Annotated in this window: 14 protein-coding genes; 11 read left to right on the top strand and 3 right to left on the bottom strand. The window is 66.2% G+C overall.

Translation table 11 applies throughout. The features are described from left to right. The first annotated feature begins 105 nt into the window (after positions 1-105). Positions 106-582, top strand: coding sequence for a type I restriction enzyme endonuclease domain-containing protein (locus BW990_RS15760; protein ID WP_076449455.1), 477 nt, complete (start codon positions 106-108; stop codon positions 580-582). Between the two features lie 407 nt (positions 583-989). On the opposite strand, the gene BW990_RS15755 is transcribed toward BW990_RS15760, so the two are convergent. The 3 genes from BW990_RS15755 to BW990_RS15745 all read right to left on the bottom strand — a co-directional run bounded on the left by BW990_RS15755 (position 990) and on the right by BW990_RS15745 (position 5,275). Then, complete coding sequence (locus BW990_RS15755; RefSeq protein WP_327214152.1) at positions 990-2,012, bottom strand: tyrosine-type recombinase/integrase; 1,023 nt, start codon at positions 2,010-2,012, stop codon at positions 990-992. Between the two features lie 309 nt (positions 2,013-2,321). Then, positions 2,322-3,902 carry a gamma-glutamyltransferase family protein gene (locus BW990_RS15750; protein ID WP_076449453.1) on the bottom strand — a complete coding sequence of 527 codons (1,581 nt, stop codon included), beginning with the start codon at positions 3,900-3,902 and terminating at the stop codon, positions 2,322-2,324. Between the two features lie 80 nt (positions 3,903-3,982). Further along, positions 3,983-5,275 (bottom strand): amidase, encoded by a 1,293-nt coding sequence (locus tag BW990_RS15745; RefSeq protein WP_083950652.1) that lies wholly within the window; start codon positions 5,273-5,275, stop codon positions 3,983-3,985. 471 nt (positions 5,276-5,746) lie between these two features. On the opposite strand from BW990_RS15745, the gene BW990_RS15740 reads away from it, so the two are divergent. The 10 genes from BW990_RS15740 (at position 5,747) to BW990_RS15695 (ending at position 18,124) form a co-directional block, all read left to right on the top strand. Beyond that, on the top strand, positions 5,747-6,829 hold the full coding sequence (locus BW990_RS15740; protein WP_076449451.1) for a TRAP transporter substrate-binding protein: 1,083 nt from the start codon (positions 5,747-5,749) through the stop codon (positions 6,827-6,829). A gap of 122 nt (positions 6,830-6,951) precedes the next feature. Then, positions 6,952-7,920, top strand: coding sequence for a TRAP transporter small permease subunit (locus BW990_RS15735; protein WP_076449449.1), 969 nt, complete (start codon positions 6,952-6,954; stop codon positions 7,918-7,920). A 17-nt stretch (positions 7,921-7,937) separates the two neighbouring features. Further along, positions 7,938-10,586 (top strand): TRAP transporter large permease subunit, encoded by a 2,649-nt coding sequence (locus BW990_RS15730; protein ID WP_076449447.1) that lies wholly within the window; start codon positions 7,938-7,940, stop codon positions 10,584-10,586. Between the two features lie 323 nt (positions 10,587-10,909). Beyond that, entirely contained in the window at positions 10,910-12,181 is a 1,272-nt protein-coding gene (urtA, locus tag BW990_RS15725) for an urea ABC transporter substrate-binding protein (RefSeq protein WP_076449445.1), read from the top strand. A 68-nt stretch (positions 12,182-12,249) separates the two neighbouring features. Continuing rightward, positions 12,250-14,193 carry an urea ABC transporter permease subunit UrtB gene (gene urtB / locus BW990_RS15720; RefSeq protein ID WP_076449443.1) on the top strand — a complete coding sequence of 648 codons (1,944 nt, stop codon included), beginning with the start codon at positions 12,250-12,252 and terminating at the stop codon, positions 14,191-14,193. After that, the gene (urtC, locus tag BW990_RS15715; protein WP_076449441.1) at positions 14,190-15,437 is read left to right on the top strand and encodes an urea ABC transporter permease subunit UrtC; all 1,248 of its coding nucleotides are present in this window, start codon (positions 14,190-14,192) and stop codon (positions 15,435-15,437) included. The genes urtB and urtC overlap by 4 nt, the downstream gene beginning before the upstream one ends. Continuing rightward, on the top strand, positions 15,434-16,186 hold the full coding sequence (gene urtD / locus BW990_RS15710) for an urea ABC transporter ATP-binding protein UrtD (protein WP_076449439.1): 753 nt from the start codon (positions 15,434-15,436) through the stop codon (positions 16,184-16,186). Before urtC ends, urtD begins: the two co-directional genes overlap by 4 nt. Beyond that, positions 16,179-16,868 (top strand): urea ABC transporter ATP-binding subunit UrtE, encoded by a 690-nt coding sequence (gene urtE / locus BW990_RS15705; RefSeq protein WP_076449437.1) that lies wholly within the window; start codon positions 16,179-16,181, stop codon positions 16,866-16,868. Before urtD ends, urtE begins: the two co-directional genes overlap by 8 nt. A gap of 151 nt (positions 16,869-17,019) precedes the next feature. Beyond that, the gene (locus tag BW990_RS15700; protein WP_234990275.1) at positions 17,020-17,820 is read left to right on the top strand and encodes an urease accessory protein UreD; all 801 of its coding nucleotides are present in this window, start codon (positions 17,020-17,022) and stop codon (positions 17,818-17,820) included. Between the two features lies 1 nt (position 17,821). Next, a complete protein-coding gene (locus BW990_RS15695; RefSeq protein WP_076449433.1) occupies positions 17,822-18,124 on the top strand; it encodes an urease subunit gamma in 303 nt (100 codons plus the stop codon). Positions 18,125-18,128: the final 4 nt, after the last annotated feature.

Raw genomic sequence — 18,128 nt, 5'->3', positions numbered from 1 at the left:
ACCAGCATTGACCCCATCATGAACCAGCAAACATAACGAAAGGGCGGGTCAGTTCTCGGTGACAATGCCGGGTCAGTTCTCGGTGACATCCAACAGCTGGCACAGATGGTGGCAAGGAATCCCACCCGTACAGACTTCCTTGAGCGATTTCAAAAGCTCATCGACGGGTACAACAACGGCAGCCAGAACATCGAAGCGTTCTTTAACGCGTTGATGCGCCTCGCGGAGGAGCTTTCGGAGGAAGAGCAAAAAGCCATACGTGAGGGCCTCAATGAAGAAGAAAAGGCTCTCTTCGACATTCTCACCAAACCGGAGCCTGAGCTGACAGAAAAAGAAATCGAGCAGGTGAAAGCCGTTGCGAGGTCACTTCTACAGACGCTCAAGGATGAAAAGCTCGTCCTCGACTGGACAAAGAAGGAACAAGCAAGGGGAGCAGTGCGGCAAGTCATCGAGGTCATGCTCGACCAGGGGCTTCCTGACGCCTACGACGAAGAGACGTTCTATCGGAAGTGTGATGGCCTTTATCGTCACGTATTCGACGCCTATCAAGGCGGACCACAGGGCATCTACGAAGCGGCCTGAGGATTGGGGGCCACCATCAGAAGTTCCGTAACCCCACAGGCTTCCCGCCATTATCAAGTATGCGCCCGCTCTCGGCTGCGCCGATGGGGATGAAACCTGTGCCGAACAACAGTTCGGCCCATGGTGTAAAACGAACACGCCTGGGGCAAAAGCTCCCAAAGCGATAAAGGCGCCGAACAGGGCGCTTAGAAAGCCCTCAACGCAGCATTGGCGACGACGGCGCAGTCTGCGCTTAACGTGTTGCCTCTGCCAGCGACACAATCCGTCCGGAGCCGCCCGTTACGTGATCGGCCCAGCGCTCGATCAGCGCGTGGCGTTGTTCCAGAAAATCGGTACGGAGATAAGCGCGTACGTGGGTACCGTGGGTGATATGCGCCAACATGGCCTCGGCGACTTCGAAAGGGGCGTCAGTGGTCTCGGCAAGCCAATTGCGCAGTGAGGGACCGAAAGCCGTGCGGTCGAGCGTCACAGCCGCGCTCTCGCATGTATTTCGAAAGCGTATTGTCGGAAAGCGGCTTACCTCCACGCGCTACGAAGAGGAAGCCGTTCCGAACAAACGGGCGCGCAGCATCAATGACCCGCGATGCCTCAGCAGACAGGGGCACTCTGAAATCTGGCGTTTTGCCTTTGCGACCCTTCATGGCTTCGCCCGGTATAGTCCACACGCCACCTTCGATCTGCTCAAGGCGCAGGTGCCGCAGCGGGCCGGTTCGAACGCCGGTCAGTATCAGAAGGCGTAAAGCGAGGTGTGTCGGCGTCTGCTCCGTCAGGCTAGCATAAAAGTTGGGTACTTCTTGCCACTGCATGGCCGGGGTATTCGTCGATTGGTGTCGTGAATTGCCAAGCAGCGCCTTCGCCTTTTCAACTGCCTGCAAGTCAACGTCTAACCCCATGGCCGCTCCGTGGCGCAGCACAATTGCAAGCCGGTTAAGAGCCTTGCGCGCAGTCTCGGCTTTCTCATGCCATATAGGCGCAAGCGTGTCGCGAATGTCCCGTTGGTCGAGCTCTTCCACGGGCACACCGCCCAGCTTCGGTAGAACGTGGAGTTGCAGGGGAGAGAACCAACGTCCCGCTTTCCCATCGCCCTTCAATTCTGCCTTTCGAGCCTCGAAGGCTTCGAGCGCTACGGCTTGTAAGCTATGATCTGTGCGTGCTGCCTTGCGGGCTGCACGTTCCCGTTCCTTTACGGGATCGCGGCCTTCCTTCGCGACAGTACGCCAGTGGCCCGCCGTCTCCCGAGCCTTCGCCAATGACACATCGGGAAAGCCACCCAAGCCCATTTCTCGCCGTCTACCATGAATGGCCACGCGCAGGATCCATTGGGCGCCACCATCATCTCGCTTCACAAACCAAAGGCCTGCACCGTCGCAGTGCTTGCCCGCGGGCGCCTTCTTAAGAAATGCATAAGAAAGGCGGTTTCTTGCTCGCATTATTCTTGGCCCTTCACCAGTATTCCGACAGGAGCTTTACCCACCTTTTCACCCACCCTTTGCTAGTGGATGCAGGCGGATACGGCAAGACGCAGCAAGACGGCTTTACCCATATTTTTCAGGTGGAAAGCTAGTGGAGGGATGGGGAAAAATATTGAAAAACAGTAAGTTGGTGCGGTGTGGGGGCACCACTTTCCACTCTGAACATCGCTTTCCCTGCCTGCGCGCCATCGCGCTAGTCGCGCGGGTACTGCTTCGCATGGCGCGGCGGGAGGCGGTGCCTGTGCGCGGACCGCCTCCCGCTTTCCGTCAATCGGTGATCGCGGCCCCGTCTGAGCGGGGATCGGTCGCCGCTTCCAGAAGGCCCGACGGATGGCGCATCACCGCGCCCGCATGGCCGGCGAGGTCGGAATACTCCTCGATCATCTCCACCTGGTGGCCCGCATCGCGCAGCGCCGCGACCAGCGCGGGATCGAACCGGCTTTCGAGCTTCAGCGTGGTGGTGTTGTCGCCCCAGGTCTTGCCCAGAAGCCAGCGGGGCGCCGTCACCGCCGCCTGCAGGTCCTGTCCGAACTGCACCGCGCGGGTGAAGACCGCCGATTGCGTCTGCGGCTGGCCCTCGCCGCCCATCGTGCCGTAGGCCATGACGCGCCCGTCGGTGAGCTCCGCCATGGCGGGGTTGAGCGTATGGAACGGCCGCTTTCCGGGGGCAAGCTGGTTCGGCCCCGTGGCCAGCGAGAAGCCCGCGCCGCGGTTCTGGAAGAAGACGCCCGTCTCGGGGCAGGTCAGGCCCGAGCCGAATTCCCAGAACACCGACTGGATGAAGCTGACCATGGTGCCGTCGCGGTCGCAGGCGCCCATCCAGATCGTGTCGCCCGCCTTGGGCTCATAGGGCCAGGGCAGGGCTTTCTTGCGGTCGATCCTCGCGGCCAGCGCGTCGAGATGCTCGCCGTCCAGCCATTCCTGCGCGGGCGTGGCCATATGGGTGTGATCGCCCAGCTCGGCATTGCGCTGGATGAAGGCCTGCTTGGTGGCCTCGATCAGCCCGTGGATGTGGTCAAACCCTTCCGCCTCGGTCACGCCGAGCCGGTCGAAAAGGCCGAGGATCATCAGCGAGGAGACCCCCTGCGTCGGCGGGATCATGTTCCAGATCGTACCCTGCGCGGTGGTCAGCTCCAGCGGCGTGACACGCTCGGCGGCGTAATCGTGGAAATCCTGCAGGCGCAGCGGGCTGCCATGCGCCTCGAGGAACCGCGCATGCGCCTCGGCGATGGGTCCGGTGTAATAGCTGCGCAAGCCCTCATCGGCCAGTCGCGACAGCGTCTGCCCGAGGGCGGTCTGCGTCAGACGCGCACCGGGGGCGGGGACCTCGCCGTCCAGCAGGAAATGCTCGGCAAAGCCCGGCACATCGCGCAGACCGTCGAGCTTGTCGCGCGTCGTGCGGTGCTGGTTGCCGGTCACCGCGATGCCGTCCATCGCGTAGGCGATGGCCGGCGACAGAAGACGCGACAACGGCAGGCGTGTCTCGCCGAGGCCGAGCGCCGCCTCCCAGCCGCCGATCGTGCCGGGGACGGTCAGCGCGGCAAGCCCGCCGCGCGATGGGATCGCCTCCGCATGGCCCTGATCGGCGTACCATTCGGGCGTGGCCAGCGCCGCGGCCTGGCCGCCGGCGAAGATGCCCTGCGGCGCCGCGCCGGGCCGCTTGACGATCCAGAAGCCGTCGCCGCCGATCCCGTTCATGTGCGGATAGACCACGGCGATGGTGGCGGCGGCGGCGACCATGGCCTCGATGGCTGTGCCGCCATCGCGGAGCACGTCCCGGCCCGCAAGCGCCGCGGCCCGATGCGGTGCGGTCACCGCGCCTTCAAATCCCAATGCTGCGTGAAGCATGTGCTGCCGTCCCTTTCTGTCTCTTGTTGTCTTGTCTCGCGTCGGCCACCGGCACCTGGTGCGGAGCGGCCGCAATCACGTCACCCGGCTGCTCCATAGCGGGCCATGAGGTCATGCGCCATCTGCAGCACGCCGCGATCGTTGCCCATGGCGCCCACCACCTGCACGCCCATCGGCATGCCGTCCTCGGCGCGCAGGATCGGCACGGTGCAGCAGGGCAGGCCCAGCAGCGTCCAGATCCGGTTGAAGGCCGGGGAGCCGGTGCCGCTTTCGATGGCGGGTGCGGGGCCGGTCGCCGCCGGGGTCAGCCAGACCGCATCCGGGGCGAGCGTCGCGTCCATCATGGCGCGCAGGCGGCGCATCGCCGCCCAGTCCGCGGCACGTTCGGCGCCGCTCAGGGCGCGGCCCGCCTCGAGATGCGCGCGCAGCTTGTCCGACAGCAGGTCGGGCGCGGTGGCGTGTTCGAAGGCCAGCGCCTCGGCGGATTCGCCATCCATGATCCGACCATGCAGATCGGCGGCACCGCGCAGCGCGGCGGTGAGTTCGGTCGGGAAATTCTGTTGCCGCCCGGCGGGGGCGAGGCTGTCGGTGAAGGCCGCCCATGCGGTCCTGAGCGCGGGCTCCGCATCGTCCCAGGCCGCCGACACATCCAGCGGATACTCGGCGCGATCCGTGGCCGGTTCCGGGGCGAGGTCGATCCCGGTCAGCGCCGTCACCCCGAGCGCGACATCCGCCACGCTGCGGGCAAAGAGCCCGATCGTATCGAGGCTGCGCGCCAGCGGGGCCACGCCGCCCGGCTCGATCAGGTCGAAGGAGGGCTTGAACCCCACGACACCGCAATAGGAGGCGGGCCGGATGATCGAGCCCGAAGTCTGCGTGCCGAAGGCCAGCGGCACCATGCCCGCCGCCACGGCCGCCGCCGACCCCGAGGACGAGCCGCCGGGCGTGCGGGCCGGGTTGTGCGGATTGCGGGTGCGGGCCGGATTGTAGCTGGCGAACTCGGTGGTTTCGGTCTTGCCGACAAGTACCGCGCCCGCCGCACGGGCCAGCGCGACCGAGCCCGCGTCGAAGGTCGCCACACGGTCCTTCCAGATCGGCGAGCCGCAGCGCCAGGGCATGCCCTTGACCGCGAAAATATCCTTCACCGCCATGGGGATGCCGTGCAGGAGCCCGCTCGTGCCCCGGGCATCGAGGGCCGCCGCCATGTCCCGCGCACCGGCGCGATCAAGCGCGACCCAGGCGCCGATATCGTCCTCGGTGGCGTCGATGCGCTCAAGGCAGGCGTCGAGTTCCTTGAGCGCAGTGCTGCGCCCCTCGGCGATGCGCAGGGCGGTCTCGACCGCGCCCGGCATGTCTTGCGTCGCTCCCGTCATCGCGCGGCCTCCCTCATGATTCTTCCCTCATGATTCCCATGTCCGGCCAGGGCCGCAGTCACTGCATCCCGTCGGCATGGCGCACAGATTTAGCCATGCCGGTGCAAAGGTCCACCGCCGAAACCCCGCCGCCCGCGCCCGCGCGCCGCCGGGGCGATTCCCGGCCAGAGCGCGGCTTTGGTCCCAAACTGGTGTGAACGAGCGTTCAATTCCTGCCGAAAAGCGCAGCCGCGCGGTGCCGTTTTGCCTAAAAAACAGGCACAAAACGTATTTGCATCTGGATTTTCAAGCTGCGACCTTTCGACCGGCGAAGTCGGGGGGCACCTCGATGCGCGCGATCGCGACAAGATCGCCACGTGGCATGCGGGGAGGGCACGCCGGTGTCGGTTCGACACTGGTCTATCGATCGAACCCATCTACGTTCCAACTCACGCCCGTAAGGGGTGCGTTCAACACGGAGGACAAAGAATAATGGAAAGACGCAAGTTTCTGAAGGTCGCCACAGGCGGCGCCGCGGCATCCGCGCTGGCGGCACCGGCCGTCGCGCAGGATCGTGTCGACATGGTCATCGTCTCCACCTGGGGCCGCGATTTCCCGGGTCTCGGCACCTCTGCGCAGCGTCTAGCCGCGCGCATCGAAGAGGCTACCGAAGGCCAGATCGCGGTTCAGTACTTCGCAGCGGGTGAGCGCGTCGGCGCGTTCGACAGCTTCGACGAAGTCGCCTCGGGCAACGCGCAGGCTTATGTCGGCACCGATTACTACTGGAAGGGCAAGCATCCCGGCTGGGCGCCCTTCACCGCGGTGCCCTTCGGCCTGACCTATACCGAGATCGACGCCTGGATGAAGTTCGGCGGCGGTCAGGCGCTGCTCGACAAGATCGGCGCCGAGTTCGGCATCAAGGGCATTCCCTGCGGCAATACCGGCCTGCAGATGGGCGGCTGGTTCAACAAGGAAATCAACTCGCCCGAGGACCTGCGCGGCCTCAAGATGCGTATTCCGGGCCTCGGCGGCGACGTCATGGCCAAGGTCGGCGCGTCGCCGGTCTCGCTTCCGGGCGGCCAGATCTACGAAAACCTCGTCTCGGGCGCGATCGACGCAACCGAATGGGTGGGTCCGTGGAACGACTTCTTCCTCAAGCTCTATGAAGCGGCGCAGTATTACTACTGGCCGGGCATGCACGAGCCCGCCTCGCAGGTCAGCCTGGGCATGAACGCCGATTGGTGGTCGCAGCTTTCCGACAACCACAAGCGGATCATCACCATCTGCTGCGCCGAAGAGAATGCGCGCCAGCCCGCCGAGACCAACTACCAGAACGGTATCTACCTGAACCGCCTGGTGAACGAGTACGGCGTCGAGCTGCGCGAGTTCAACGACGACGTCTACGAGGTGTTCGGCGAAGCCGCGAACGAGGTGATCGAAGAGACCCGCGACCACTCCGCACTGGCCGCCGAGATCATCGACAGCTTCCTCGAGGTCCGCAACAATGTCGGCGTCTGGAGCAACTACTCCGACGCGCCCTACGTCGCGAAGCGGAACCGCTTCCTGCGGCTCTGACCCGCGACACCGGGTTACGCTGACCTTTCGGTCGGCTTCGGCCGAGCCGGGTTTCACATCCGGCTCGGTCCAATTAAAGGTTCGGCCATTGGTCCGGCGGACTCACCAAGGGGGGCTTTCGAATGACTGAATCCTACGCATCACCTGCGCCGGGTGTGCGCATGTTCGGCTGGATCATGCTGGCCAGCATGACGGCGTTCATTTTCAACGCGATCCTGAAATTCTGGTTCGACATGGCCGGACCGATGGCGATGTTCTCGGGGGGCGGGGCCGGTGCGGTCCTGCAGGTCGTGATCTACCTCGCCGCCATCGCGCTCGCGGTTCTGGGCGTCCTGCGCTCTCCGGACCGGACCTTGCGCGAAGAGGCCGCGCGCGTGACCGCCATCAACACCTTCCTCATCCGCGCCGCCTTCTGGGTCGTGCTGCTGGTCGGCGTCGGCGACGCGGTGGTCTCGTTCCTGCGGGTCAACGGGCAGCTCGAAAGCGTGGTGGGCGAGGAGCTTGCCGGCAATCTGGGCCGCGCGCAGTATCGCGGGCTCTATTTCCACACGCCGCTCGTGCTGCTCGGCATCGCCATCGCGGCGGTGACGCGGTCGCTCGGCTTCATCTGGCTCACGCTTCTGGTGGTGGTCGCCGAGCTGCTGATCGTGTTCAGCCGCTTCGTCTTCTCCTACGAGCAGGCCTTCATGGCCGACCTCGTGCGCTTCTGGTACGGCGCGCTCTTCCTCTTCGCCTCGGCCTATACGCTCTACGAGGACGGCCATGTGCGGGTGGATCTGTTCTACGCCTCGATGCGCCGCCAGTCGAAGGGACGGGTCAATGCCGTGGGCGCGATCCTTCTGGGCATGGGGCTGTGCTGGACCATCCTCATCATGGGCTTCGATTCCGCCTCGAGCGTGATCGTCGGCCCGATCCTCGTCTTCGAGGTGACGCAGTCGGGCTTCGGCATGTACGTTAAGTACTTCATGGCCGGATTCCTCGGCGTCTTCGCCGTCACCATGATGGTGCAGTTCGTCGCCCAATTCTTCGAGTCGATCGCCGATACGCGCGATGAACCCGGCGCGCGCGAGACGCACGCCGACATGATGTAAGAAAAGGCCCGCATCTCATGGAGCTCTTTTTCCTTCTTCTTCTGGTCGTGATCATGGCTTACGCGCTGGGCTCGGGCTATCCCGTGGCCTTCGCCCTGCCGGGATCGGCTATCATCGCCATCCTGCTCGCCGCCGGCGCCGGATACATCTTCACCGGGGACACCGACGCCTATTTCGAATCCGGCGGTCCGTCGCAATGGCTGAGCGCGGGGGTGACCAACCTCCGAGGGGTCTATTGGGAACCCGAACGCGACACGCTGATCGCGATTCCGCTGTTCATTTTCATGGGCATCATGCTGCAGCGTTCGAAGATCGCCGAGGATCTGCTGGTGACCATGGCGCAGCTCTTCGGGCCGGTGCCGGGCGGCCTCGGCATCTCGGTTGTCGTGGTGGGTGCGCTTCTGGCCGCCACCACCGGCATCGTCGGCGCGACCGTGGTCGCGATGGGCCTGATTTCGCTGCCAGCGATGATGCGCAACGGTTACGCCAACCCGCTTTCGACGGGCATCATCGCCTCGTCGGGAACGCTGGGGCAGATCATCCCGCCCTCGATCGTGCTCATCATCCTCGCCGACCAGCTTTCTTCGGCGGTCGACCAGGCGGGGCAGGCGCGTCAGGACCTCTACAAGGAGGTCACGGGCGAGCTGGTGATGCCGTCGGAATACGCGGTCGTGTCGACCAGCGCGGGCGACATGTTCCTCGGCGCGATGGTGCCGGGCCTCGTCCTCGTGGGTCTCTACATCCTGTTCATCCTCACCGTCGCGCTGATCCGGCCCAAGCTCGCGCCGGCCGTGCCCTATGACGACGGCTACGACCTCGAATTCCTGGGCCGCGTGCTGCTCGCCATGGTGCCGCCGCTGGCGCTGATCGTCATGGTTCTGGGCTCGATCATCGGGGGTATCGCGACGGTGAACCAGGCCGGCGCCATCGGGGCAATCGGTGCGCTGGTCATGGCCGGCTACCGATTGCATCCCGGGGGACGCCTGCAATTCATCCCCGCGATCCTGACGCTGGGCGGCCTCGGGGTCATCACCTTCGTTCTCGCGAATTACGACACCAACGTGCAGAACATCCAGAGCGCGGACGATGCCTTCGGCGTCAACCTCGCGATCTTCGGCTCCGCCCTGACCATCGTCGGCATCATCTGGAGCGGCTACCGCGCCTACGTGACCGAAGACGCGCTGTCGGGCGTGATGATCGAGACCGCGAAGACCACCTCGCTTGTCTTCATCATCCTCCTCGGTGCGGCGATGCTTACCGCGGCCTTCCGCGCCTTCGGCGGCGAGGAGCTGGTGAAGCACTTCCTCGAAGGTCTGCCGGGCGGCTTCTGGACCAAGTTCTTCATCGTCATGGTGGTGATCTTCGTCCTGGGCTTCTTCCTCGACTTCATCGAGATCGCGGTGGTCGTGGTGCCGATTGTGGCGCCGATCCTGCTGGCCGATCCCGAGGCCAACGTGACCGCGGTCTGGCTCGGCGTGATGATCGGTCTGAACATCCAGACCTCGTTCCTGACGCCACCTTTCGGCTTTGCGCTGTTCTACCTGCGCGGCGTCGCCTCGAGCGCGGTGAAGACGATCCAGATCTATATCGGCGTCTTGCCGTTCATCGGCCTGCAGCTCGTGTCGCTGCTAATCGTGGCAAGCTACCCGCCGCTGGTGAACTACCTGCCGATGCGCTCGTCGCTGACGGCCGAGACGGCACCGCCGCCGATCAACCCCGCGCTGCAATATTGCGTGGAGAACTACGTGGCCGAGACCTTCGAGACCGAGGGGGACACGATCCGCGCGGCCATCGACCGGATGGCAGCCGTGGATATCTCCTACCTGCCGCGCAATGCGCGCGAGGACTTCAATGACGGGCTCGAGAATGCCCGCGAGGCCTTCACGCTCATGGACGAGATCGAAAGCATCAAGGTCCAGCTTGCGGAGCAGGCGGTGGAGTATCGCCCGCAGCACAGCGTCGTGCGTCAGCTCGAGGCCGAGGCGCGGCGCATCGAGGACACGCTGGAGGATCTGCGCACGCAGGTCAGCCGCGGCTTCGGCGACACCGAGCGGCTGCAATCGCGCGTCGACGAGCTCGAGGCCGAGCGCGAGCAGCTGCTGGCGCAGGTCCCCGAAAGCTGGGAGGAAGCGGAGGCGGCCTATGGCCAGATCACCGCAGCCGACCGCCGTGCGCGGGGCATGTACCGCCGCACTGTGGACCAGGCCTACGAGCCCGTCGCCGAGCTGCGCGAGATGATCTCGGAGACCTCGGTCGATGCGCTGGCCGCGCTTGAGGCGCCGGTCGACGCGCTGGCGCAGGATGCGCCCGGCATGGACGGCGAAACCGCCGATGCGCGCTTCAAGGACGTGGAGCGCATGGTGGGCGATGTCGCGGGCGGCAACGACATTCGCGGACTTCTGTCCGACGCGCGCCGCGAGATCGACGCGCGCACCCCGAATATCGAGCGCGCGCAGGAATACATCGCCGAAGCGCAGGAGATGATCGCCGCGGAACTCGCCTGGCGGTCGCGCGCGCAGGCGGAGCTCCTGCCCGAGCTCGAGGCCTACGATCAGGCGATCCAGGGCACGATCGGTCTGCGCCAGCAGCCGCGACTGCCCAAGGAACAGGCGCTCTTCATCGCGTCCTGTAACGCCAAGCATCGCGATATCTCGCTGAACTTCTGACCCCGGTCGGATCGGCGAGATCCTGAAGGCGGCCATCCCCCGGGATGGCCGCTTTTCGTTGGCATGACGCGCCCGGCAGGGGGGACACGATTCTCGAAATCGGGCCCGGCGCGCGTCGTGAAGACCCGCTTAAAGCCGGTGACATTCGCGCAAAGAAGCGTTTGCGTTGTCGCAAGATGCGCGTTTTCGCGACGTTCTCCCTCGTATCTGCAACTTTATGCGGCAGTTTTCGGCATCGCGGAGACTGGCGGCCCCATGACGATTGGCGCGGCGCATCGCCCCGGCGCAGGTTTTGTCTGCCTCATGATCCAGGGAGATTTTTCGTGAAACGTACCTTATTGCTGAGCGCGGCCTGCCTTCTGCCGGCGCTTCCCGCCGCCGCACAGGACTGCCCCGTCAAGGTGGGCGTGCTGCATTCGCTGTCCGGCACCATGGCCATTTCCGAGACCACGCTGAAAGACACCGTCGAGATGCTGGTCGACCAGCAGAACGAAAAAGGCGGCCTTCTGGGCTGCGAGATCGAGGCCGTCGTGGTCGATCCCGCCTCCGACTGGCCGCTCTTTGCCGAAAAGGCGCGCGAGCTTCTGACCGTCGAGGAAGTGGACGTGATCTTCGGCTCCTGGACCTCGGTCAGCCGCAAATCCGCGCTGCCCGTTCTGGAAGAGCTGAACGGCCTGATGTTCTATCCGGTCCAGTACGAGGGCGAGGAAAGCTCCAAGAACGTGTTCTACACTGGCGCCGCCCCGAACCAGCAGGCGATCCCGGCGGTCGATTATTTCCTCGAGGAGCTGGGCATCGAACGCTTCGCGCTTCTCGGGACCGACTACGTCTATCCCCGCACCACCAACAACATCCTCGAGGCCTATCTGAAGTCGAACGGCGTCGCGGACGAGGACATCTTCGTCAACTACACCCCCTTCGGCCATTCCGACTGGGCCACCATCGTGGGCGACGTGGTCGACATGAGCGCCGATGGCCGTCCGGTGGGCGTGATCTCGACGATCAACGGCGATGCCAATATCGGCTTCTACAAGGAGCTGGCCGCGGCCGAGGTTTCCGCCGACGACATCCCCGTCGTGGCCTTCTCGGTGGGTGAGGAAGAGCTGTCGGGCCTCGACACCACGAACCTCGTCGGGCACCTCGCGGCGTGGAACTACTTCCAGTCCGCCGATACCGACGCCAACCGCGAATTCGTCGCCACCTGGAAGGAACGGATGGGCGAGGATCGCGTCACCAACGACCCGATGGAGGCGCATTACATCGGCTTCAACATGTGGGTGAACGCGGTCGAAGAGGCCGGCACCACCGATGTAGATGCGGTCCGCGATGCGATGTACGGGCAGGAATTCCCGAACCTCACGGGCGGCATGGCGGTGATGCTGCCGAACCACCACCTTGCCAAGCCGGTGCTGATCGGCGAGATCACCGAGGACGGTCAGTTTGACATCATCAGCCAGACCGAGGAAGTGCCGGGCGACGCCTGGACCGACCATCTGCCGGAAAGCGCCAAGCTGATCTCGAACTGGCCCGAGCTTGGGTGCGGCATGTGGGACACCGAGACGGAAAGCTGCGTGCAGACCCTGTCGAACTACTGATCCCACACGCTCTCAAGGCCGACCCGGATGCCTCCTCCCCCGGGTCGGTTTTGGCATGAGGAGTGCCCATGCGCCGCCTTTCGCTTGCCCTGACTTTCCTTCTGTCACTTCTCTGCGGTCCCGGTTTTGCCCAGTCAGGCCCCGTCCAGACCGCCCTGCAAGCCCATGCCGAGCAGATCGCCGATCCCTCGCGGCGGACGATCCAGCCGGTGCTCGACGATCTGGCCGCCAGCGGCGCCGCGGGCATGCCGCGCTTTCTGGAGGCCTGGGCCGACAAGCGCGCGCTTCGGCGCGACAGCGACGGGCTGTTCTTCCTTGGGGAACGCGACGGCGACAGCTATCCGCTTCTGTCGGTCGAGGATGGCAGCGCCGTGGGCACCGCCCTGCGCGACGACATCACCGAGCTGAAGCCCAATGCGGGCGTGCGCCGCCTGATCGCCACGGCGCTGGTGCAGTTCCAGCTTAACGATCCCGATCCAGACCGCCGCCTCGCCGCGCTCGACGCGCTGACGCGGAACCCGACGCCGGACCTTCTGGCGCCCCTGCGCGCCTCCATCGAGAACGAGGAGAACCGGACCATCCGCGCGCGCAAGGAAGCGCTCGACCGGCTCATCACCATCCGCTTCGGCACCGATCCCGCCCGCCGGATCGAGGCGATCGAATGGATGGCGGCGCGCATCTCGCTCGAGGCGCGCGCGGCGCTGAACAACGTGCTGACCACCGACACCATCGTCGGCCCCGCGCCCGACGGCGCCAATGTCGCGCGGGTGCTCACGCCCGGCGAGGACATCCCGGAGGCGGACGCGCTGGCGCTTCTGGCCGAAGCGGGGCTCGAGGTCGCGACCGTCAGCCGCGCGGCCCGCGACGCAGCCCTCGTGGACGCCATCGACGGCGGGCGCATCGCGGGCAGGCCCATCGCCACCCTCGATACCGAGGCCGCGCGCTGGGACGCCTATGACGCCCTCGCCGAGGCCGGCACGGTGCCGCCGCGACCCGCCGAAACCGCCATCGCAGAATTGCTGGCCGCGACGCCCATCCTCGCGGTCTATGACGAACCCGACCCCGCCGTGACCGCCGCCGCCGAGACGGCGCTGGCCGAGATCGAAGCCCGCGTCGCCCGCGCCGAGGCCGCCGATCTGGCGCTCGATGCGCTGAGCCTCGCCTCGATCTATTTCCTCGCCGCCATCGGCCTTGCCATCACCTTCGGGGTGATGGGCGTCATCAACATGGCCCATGGCGAATTCATCATGATCGGTGCCTATACGGGCTATGTCGTGCAAAGCATCGTGCCCGATTACACCCTGTCGCTGGTCGTCGCGCTGCCGCTGGCCTTCGTGGTCGCGGGGGCTGCGGGCGTGGCGCTCGAACGGCTGGTGATCCGCCACCTCGCGCATCGTCCGCTGGAGACGCTGCTTGCGACCTTCGGCATCTCGATCATGCTGCAGCAGATCTTCAAGAACATCTTCGGCACGCAGGCCGTGCCGCTGACCTCGCCCGACTGGCTCGCGGGCGCCTGGGTGCTGAACGATGTCGTCGGGATCAGCTATATCCGCATTGCGATCTTCGTGCTCGCGGCGATCTTCCTCGCGGTCCTCGTCTACATCCTGCGCCGCACGCGGCTCGGGCTCGAGGTCCGCGCGGTCACCCAGAATCCCGGCATGGCGGCCTCGCTCGGCGTCGATCCGGACAAGGTGGGCATGGCCACCTTCGCGCTGGGATCGGGCATCGCCGGGGTGGCGGGCGTGGCCATCGGCCTCTTCGCGCAGGTCACCTCCGAGATGGGATCGGCCTATATCGTGCAAAGCTTCATGACCGTGGTCGTGGGCGGCGTGGGATCGGTCTTCGGCACGCTGGCGGGGGCCGGCATGATCGGCGGGCTGCAAAAGGGCATCGAGTGGCTCAATCCGTCGAACACGCTGGCGGCGCAGACCTACATGATTCTCTTCATCATCCTGTTCATCCAGGTCCGTCCCCGCGGCATCGTCCCGCAAAAGGGGAGGTTCGCGGCATGAGCGTCGAAAGCCTCGATATCGCGCCGCGCGCGCGCCGCCCGCTCGCGGCCCGCACGGACGTGATCGCGATGATGCTGGGCCTTGCCACGCTCACGGTCTGCGTCACGCTGCTGGCGCAGATGGGCTTGGTCTCGGTCTCCTTCGTCAAGCTTCTGGGCAAGACGCTGTGCCTCTGCCTCGCCGCGCTGGCGCTCGATCTGGTCTGGGGCTTCACCGGCATCCTGTCGCTCGGGCATTTCGCCTTCTTCGGGATCGGCGGCTATGCCATCGGCATGTGGCTGATGTGGGACCGCACCGAGGCCATCGTCGCGGCCTCGCTCGCGCAATCGACCCTGCCGCCCACGCCCTTCGAGATCCGCGAGGCGATCGGCACGCAGATCTTCGGCGTCGTCGGCACCTCCGAGATCCCGTGGCTCTGGGCCTATGCCGGATCGCTGCCGCTGCAGCTTGCCTTCGCGGTGCTGGTGCCGGGGCTGATCGCGGGCATTTTCGGCTGGCTCGCCTTCCGCAGCCGGGTCGCAGGCGTGTACCTGTCGATCCTGACGCAGGCGGGGACGCTGGCGCTGTCGCTGTGGCTCTTCCAGAACGACAGCGGCCTGCGCGGCAATAACGGCCTTTCGGGCCTGCAGAACATTCCCGGTCTGACGGATGTGCCCCAATCGGTGATCTCGATCTGGTTCCTCTGGGCCTCGGCCATCGCCCTCGCGCTGTCCTATCTCGGCGCGTCCTGGACGGTCTCGGGCCGCTTCGGCAGCGTGCTGCGCGGCATCCGCGACAACGAGGCACGCGTGCGGTTCCTCGGCTACGAGGTGGAGCATTACAAACTCGCCGTCTTCACCGGCACGGCGATGCTTTGCGGCCTCGCGGGGGCGCTTTATTACCCGCAGGCGGGCATCGTGAACCCCGCCGAGATCGCGCCCATCGCCTCCATCTACCTCGTCGTCTGGGTCGCCATCGGCGGGCGCGGGCGGCTCTATGGCGCGGTGATCGGCGCCGCCGTGGTCAGTCTCGCCTCGAGCTGGTTCACCGGCGGCGGCGCGCCCGATATCGAGCTTGGCTTCTACACGATCAAATGGACCGATTGGTGGCTGGTTCTGCTGGGCCTGTCCTTCGTGCTAGTCACGCTTTACGCGCCCAAGGGCCTTGGCGGCCTGGTCGACATCTACACCCACAAACGCGCCCGCCGCCGCGAAGACCTCGGCCCCGACCAGGGATCGCTCCGGGGCGAGGAGGAACAGCCATGAGCGCGCTTCTGGAAGTCTCGGGCGTGACCAAGTCCTTCGACGGGTTCAAGGCCATCGACAACCTGTCGCTCTCGGTCAATGAGCCCGAGCTGCGCGCCATCATCGGCCCGAACGGCGCCGGAAAGACGACCTTCATGGACCTCGTCACCGGCAAGACCCGGCCCGACAGCGGCACGATCCGCTACGGCGAGCTGTCGCGCGACCTGACCGCCATGTCCGAGGCGCAGATCGCGCGCGCGGGCATCGGCCGCAAGTTCCAGAAACCCACGGTGTTCGAGGACCAGACCGTGCTCGAGAACCTCACCATGGCGCTGGCTGCGCCGCGCAACCCCTTGAACGTGCTGCTGCGCCGCCCGGACCGCAGCGCGCGCGCGGCCGCGGTGGCCGAAGAGGTGGGGCTCGAGAAAGACCTGAACAAGCGCGCGGGCATCCTCAGCCACGGGCAGAAGCAATGGCTCGAGATCGGGATGCTGCTGGCGCAGGAACCACGGCTTCTGCTCGTCGACGAACCCGCCGCGGGCATGACCACCGCGGAGCGCGAACGCACCACCGCCATGCTGGTCGAGGCCGCGAAGACGCGCGCCGTGGTGGTGATCGAGCATGACATGGAATTCGTCCGGCGCTTGAAATGCCGCGTGACCGTCCTGCATGAGGGGCGGTCGCTGGCGGAAGGCTCGCTCGATCACGTCTGCGCCGATCCGCGTGTGATCGACGTCTATCTCGGACGCCCGGAGGAGGCCGATGCTTGAAGCCCGCGACATCACCCTCGAATACAGTGGCAGCCGCATCCTGCACGGCATCGACCTCAACGCCGAGGCGGGGCGGATCACCTGCATCATGGGCCTCAACGGCACCGGCAAGACCTCGCTCCTGAAGGCCATTTCCGGGCGGCATCCGGCCTCGGGCGCGATCACGCTGGACGGGCAGACCTTGCCCCCGGACGCGCAGGGCCGCGCGCGGGCGGGCATCGCCTATGTGCCCCAGGGCCGCGAGATCTTCGCGCAGCTCACCGTGGCCGAGAACCTCGAGGTCGGCTTTGCCTGCCTGCCGCGCACGGCGCGCCGCGTGCCGGACGACATCTACGATCTCTTCCCGGTGCTGGCCGAGATGCGCGGGCGGCGCGGCGGCGATCTCTCGGGTGGGCAGCAACAGCAGCTCGCCATCGCCCGCGCGCTGGTGACGAAGCCGCGCGTGCTGCTGCTCGACGAGCCGACCGAGGGCATCCAGCCCAACATCATCGACCAGATCGGCCGCGTGATCGCGGGTCTGCGCGATGCGGGCGAGATGGCCGTGGTGCTGGTCGAACAGCGTTTCGACTTCGCTTGGGGCCTCGCCGACCGGATCGTCGCGCTGCGGCAGGGCCGGGTGATCCGCAACGAGGCGCGCGCGGACGCGGACCGGCAGGCGGTGCTCGACGATGTGTCGGTCTGATCGCGCCGTCGCTGCCCATTTATTGGGCAAACGCACGGAAATCGTTGACAATCCCGGCCGGAACCGCGCGCGATAAGGCCAAGACGCATCGGCGTGACGGAGAAGACCCATCCTGCAACGAGTGACAGAACCGGACACAGATTCCCCCCGCGTGCCGCGCGCGGACGGGCAGGGCTGGCTGTCGGTGAAGGCCCGCGACGGGCAGAGCGTGCTAGACCGGTTCCGCACGCGCGGCGCGCTCAAGATGCTGTTCCCGGTGCGCACGCCCCGGGCCGAGGCGATCCTGATCAATACCGCCGGGGGCCTCACCGGCGGCGACCGGCTGCAACTCAGCGTCGAGGTGCAGGCGGGCGCGCATCTGACGATGACCACGCAGGCCGCCGAACGGGTCTACCGGGCGAGGGAGGATACCGCGCGCGTGACCAGCGACATCACCGTAGGCGCGGGCGCGCATCTGTCCTGGCTGCCGCAGGAGCTCATCGTCTATGAGGGCGGCGCGCTCGACCGCCGCCTCGCCATCGACCTCGACGCGTCCGCGAGCCTTCTGATGGTGGAGCCGGTGATTTTCGGCCGCCGCGCCATGGCCGAGACGCTGCGCGCGGGGCACCTGTCGGACCGCATCCGCGTCAGCCGCGCGGGCCGGCCGCTCTATCTCGACGGTACCGAACTGCATGGCGACATCGCCGCGACGCTGGCGCGGCGCGCGCTGGGGCAGGGAGCGGGCGCGATGGCGAGCCTGCTCTACGTCGCTCCGGATGCCGGGGCGCATCTCGATGCGCTGCGCGCGGCGCTGCGCGCGGCGCTGCCCGCCACCGGCGGCGCGTCGCTGCTGGCGCCCGACACGCTGGCGCTGCGATGCCTCGCCGAGGACGGCTTCGCCCTGCGTGCCGCCCTTCTGCCCATTCTCGACCGGCTCAGCCGCGATACACTTCCTGCGTCCTGGAGGCTCTGACATGAACCTGTCACCCCGCGAAAAAGACAAGCTGCTGGTGGCCATGGCTGCCGAGGTGGCGCGCAAGCGGCTCGCGCGCGGCGTCAAGCTCAACCACCCCGAGGCCATTGCGCTCATTACCGACGCGGTGGTCGAGGGCGCGCGCGACGGGCGCTCGGTCTCCGAGATGATGCAGGCGGGCGCCGAGGTCATCACCCGCGATCAATGCATGGAAGGGGTGCCCGAGATGATCCACGAAGTGCAGGTCGAGGCGACCTTCCCGGACGGCACGAAGCTCGTCACCGTCCACAACCCCATCCGCTGAGAGG

Origin of the sequence: Roseivivax lentus (assembly GCF_900156805.1) — a bacterium.
GTDB lineage: Bacteria > Pseudomonadota > Alphaproteobacteria > Rhodobacterales > Rhodobacteraceae > Roseivivax > Roseivivax lentus.
This window is presented reverse-complemented; position numbering and strand designations above follow the sequence as displayed.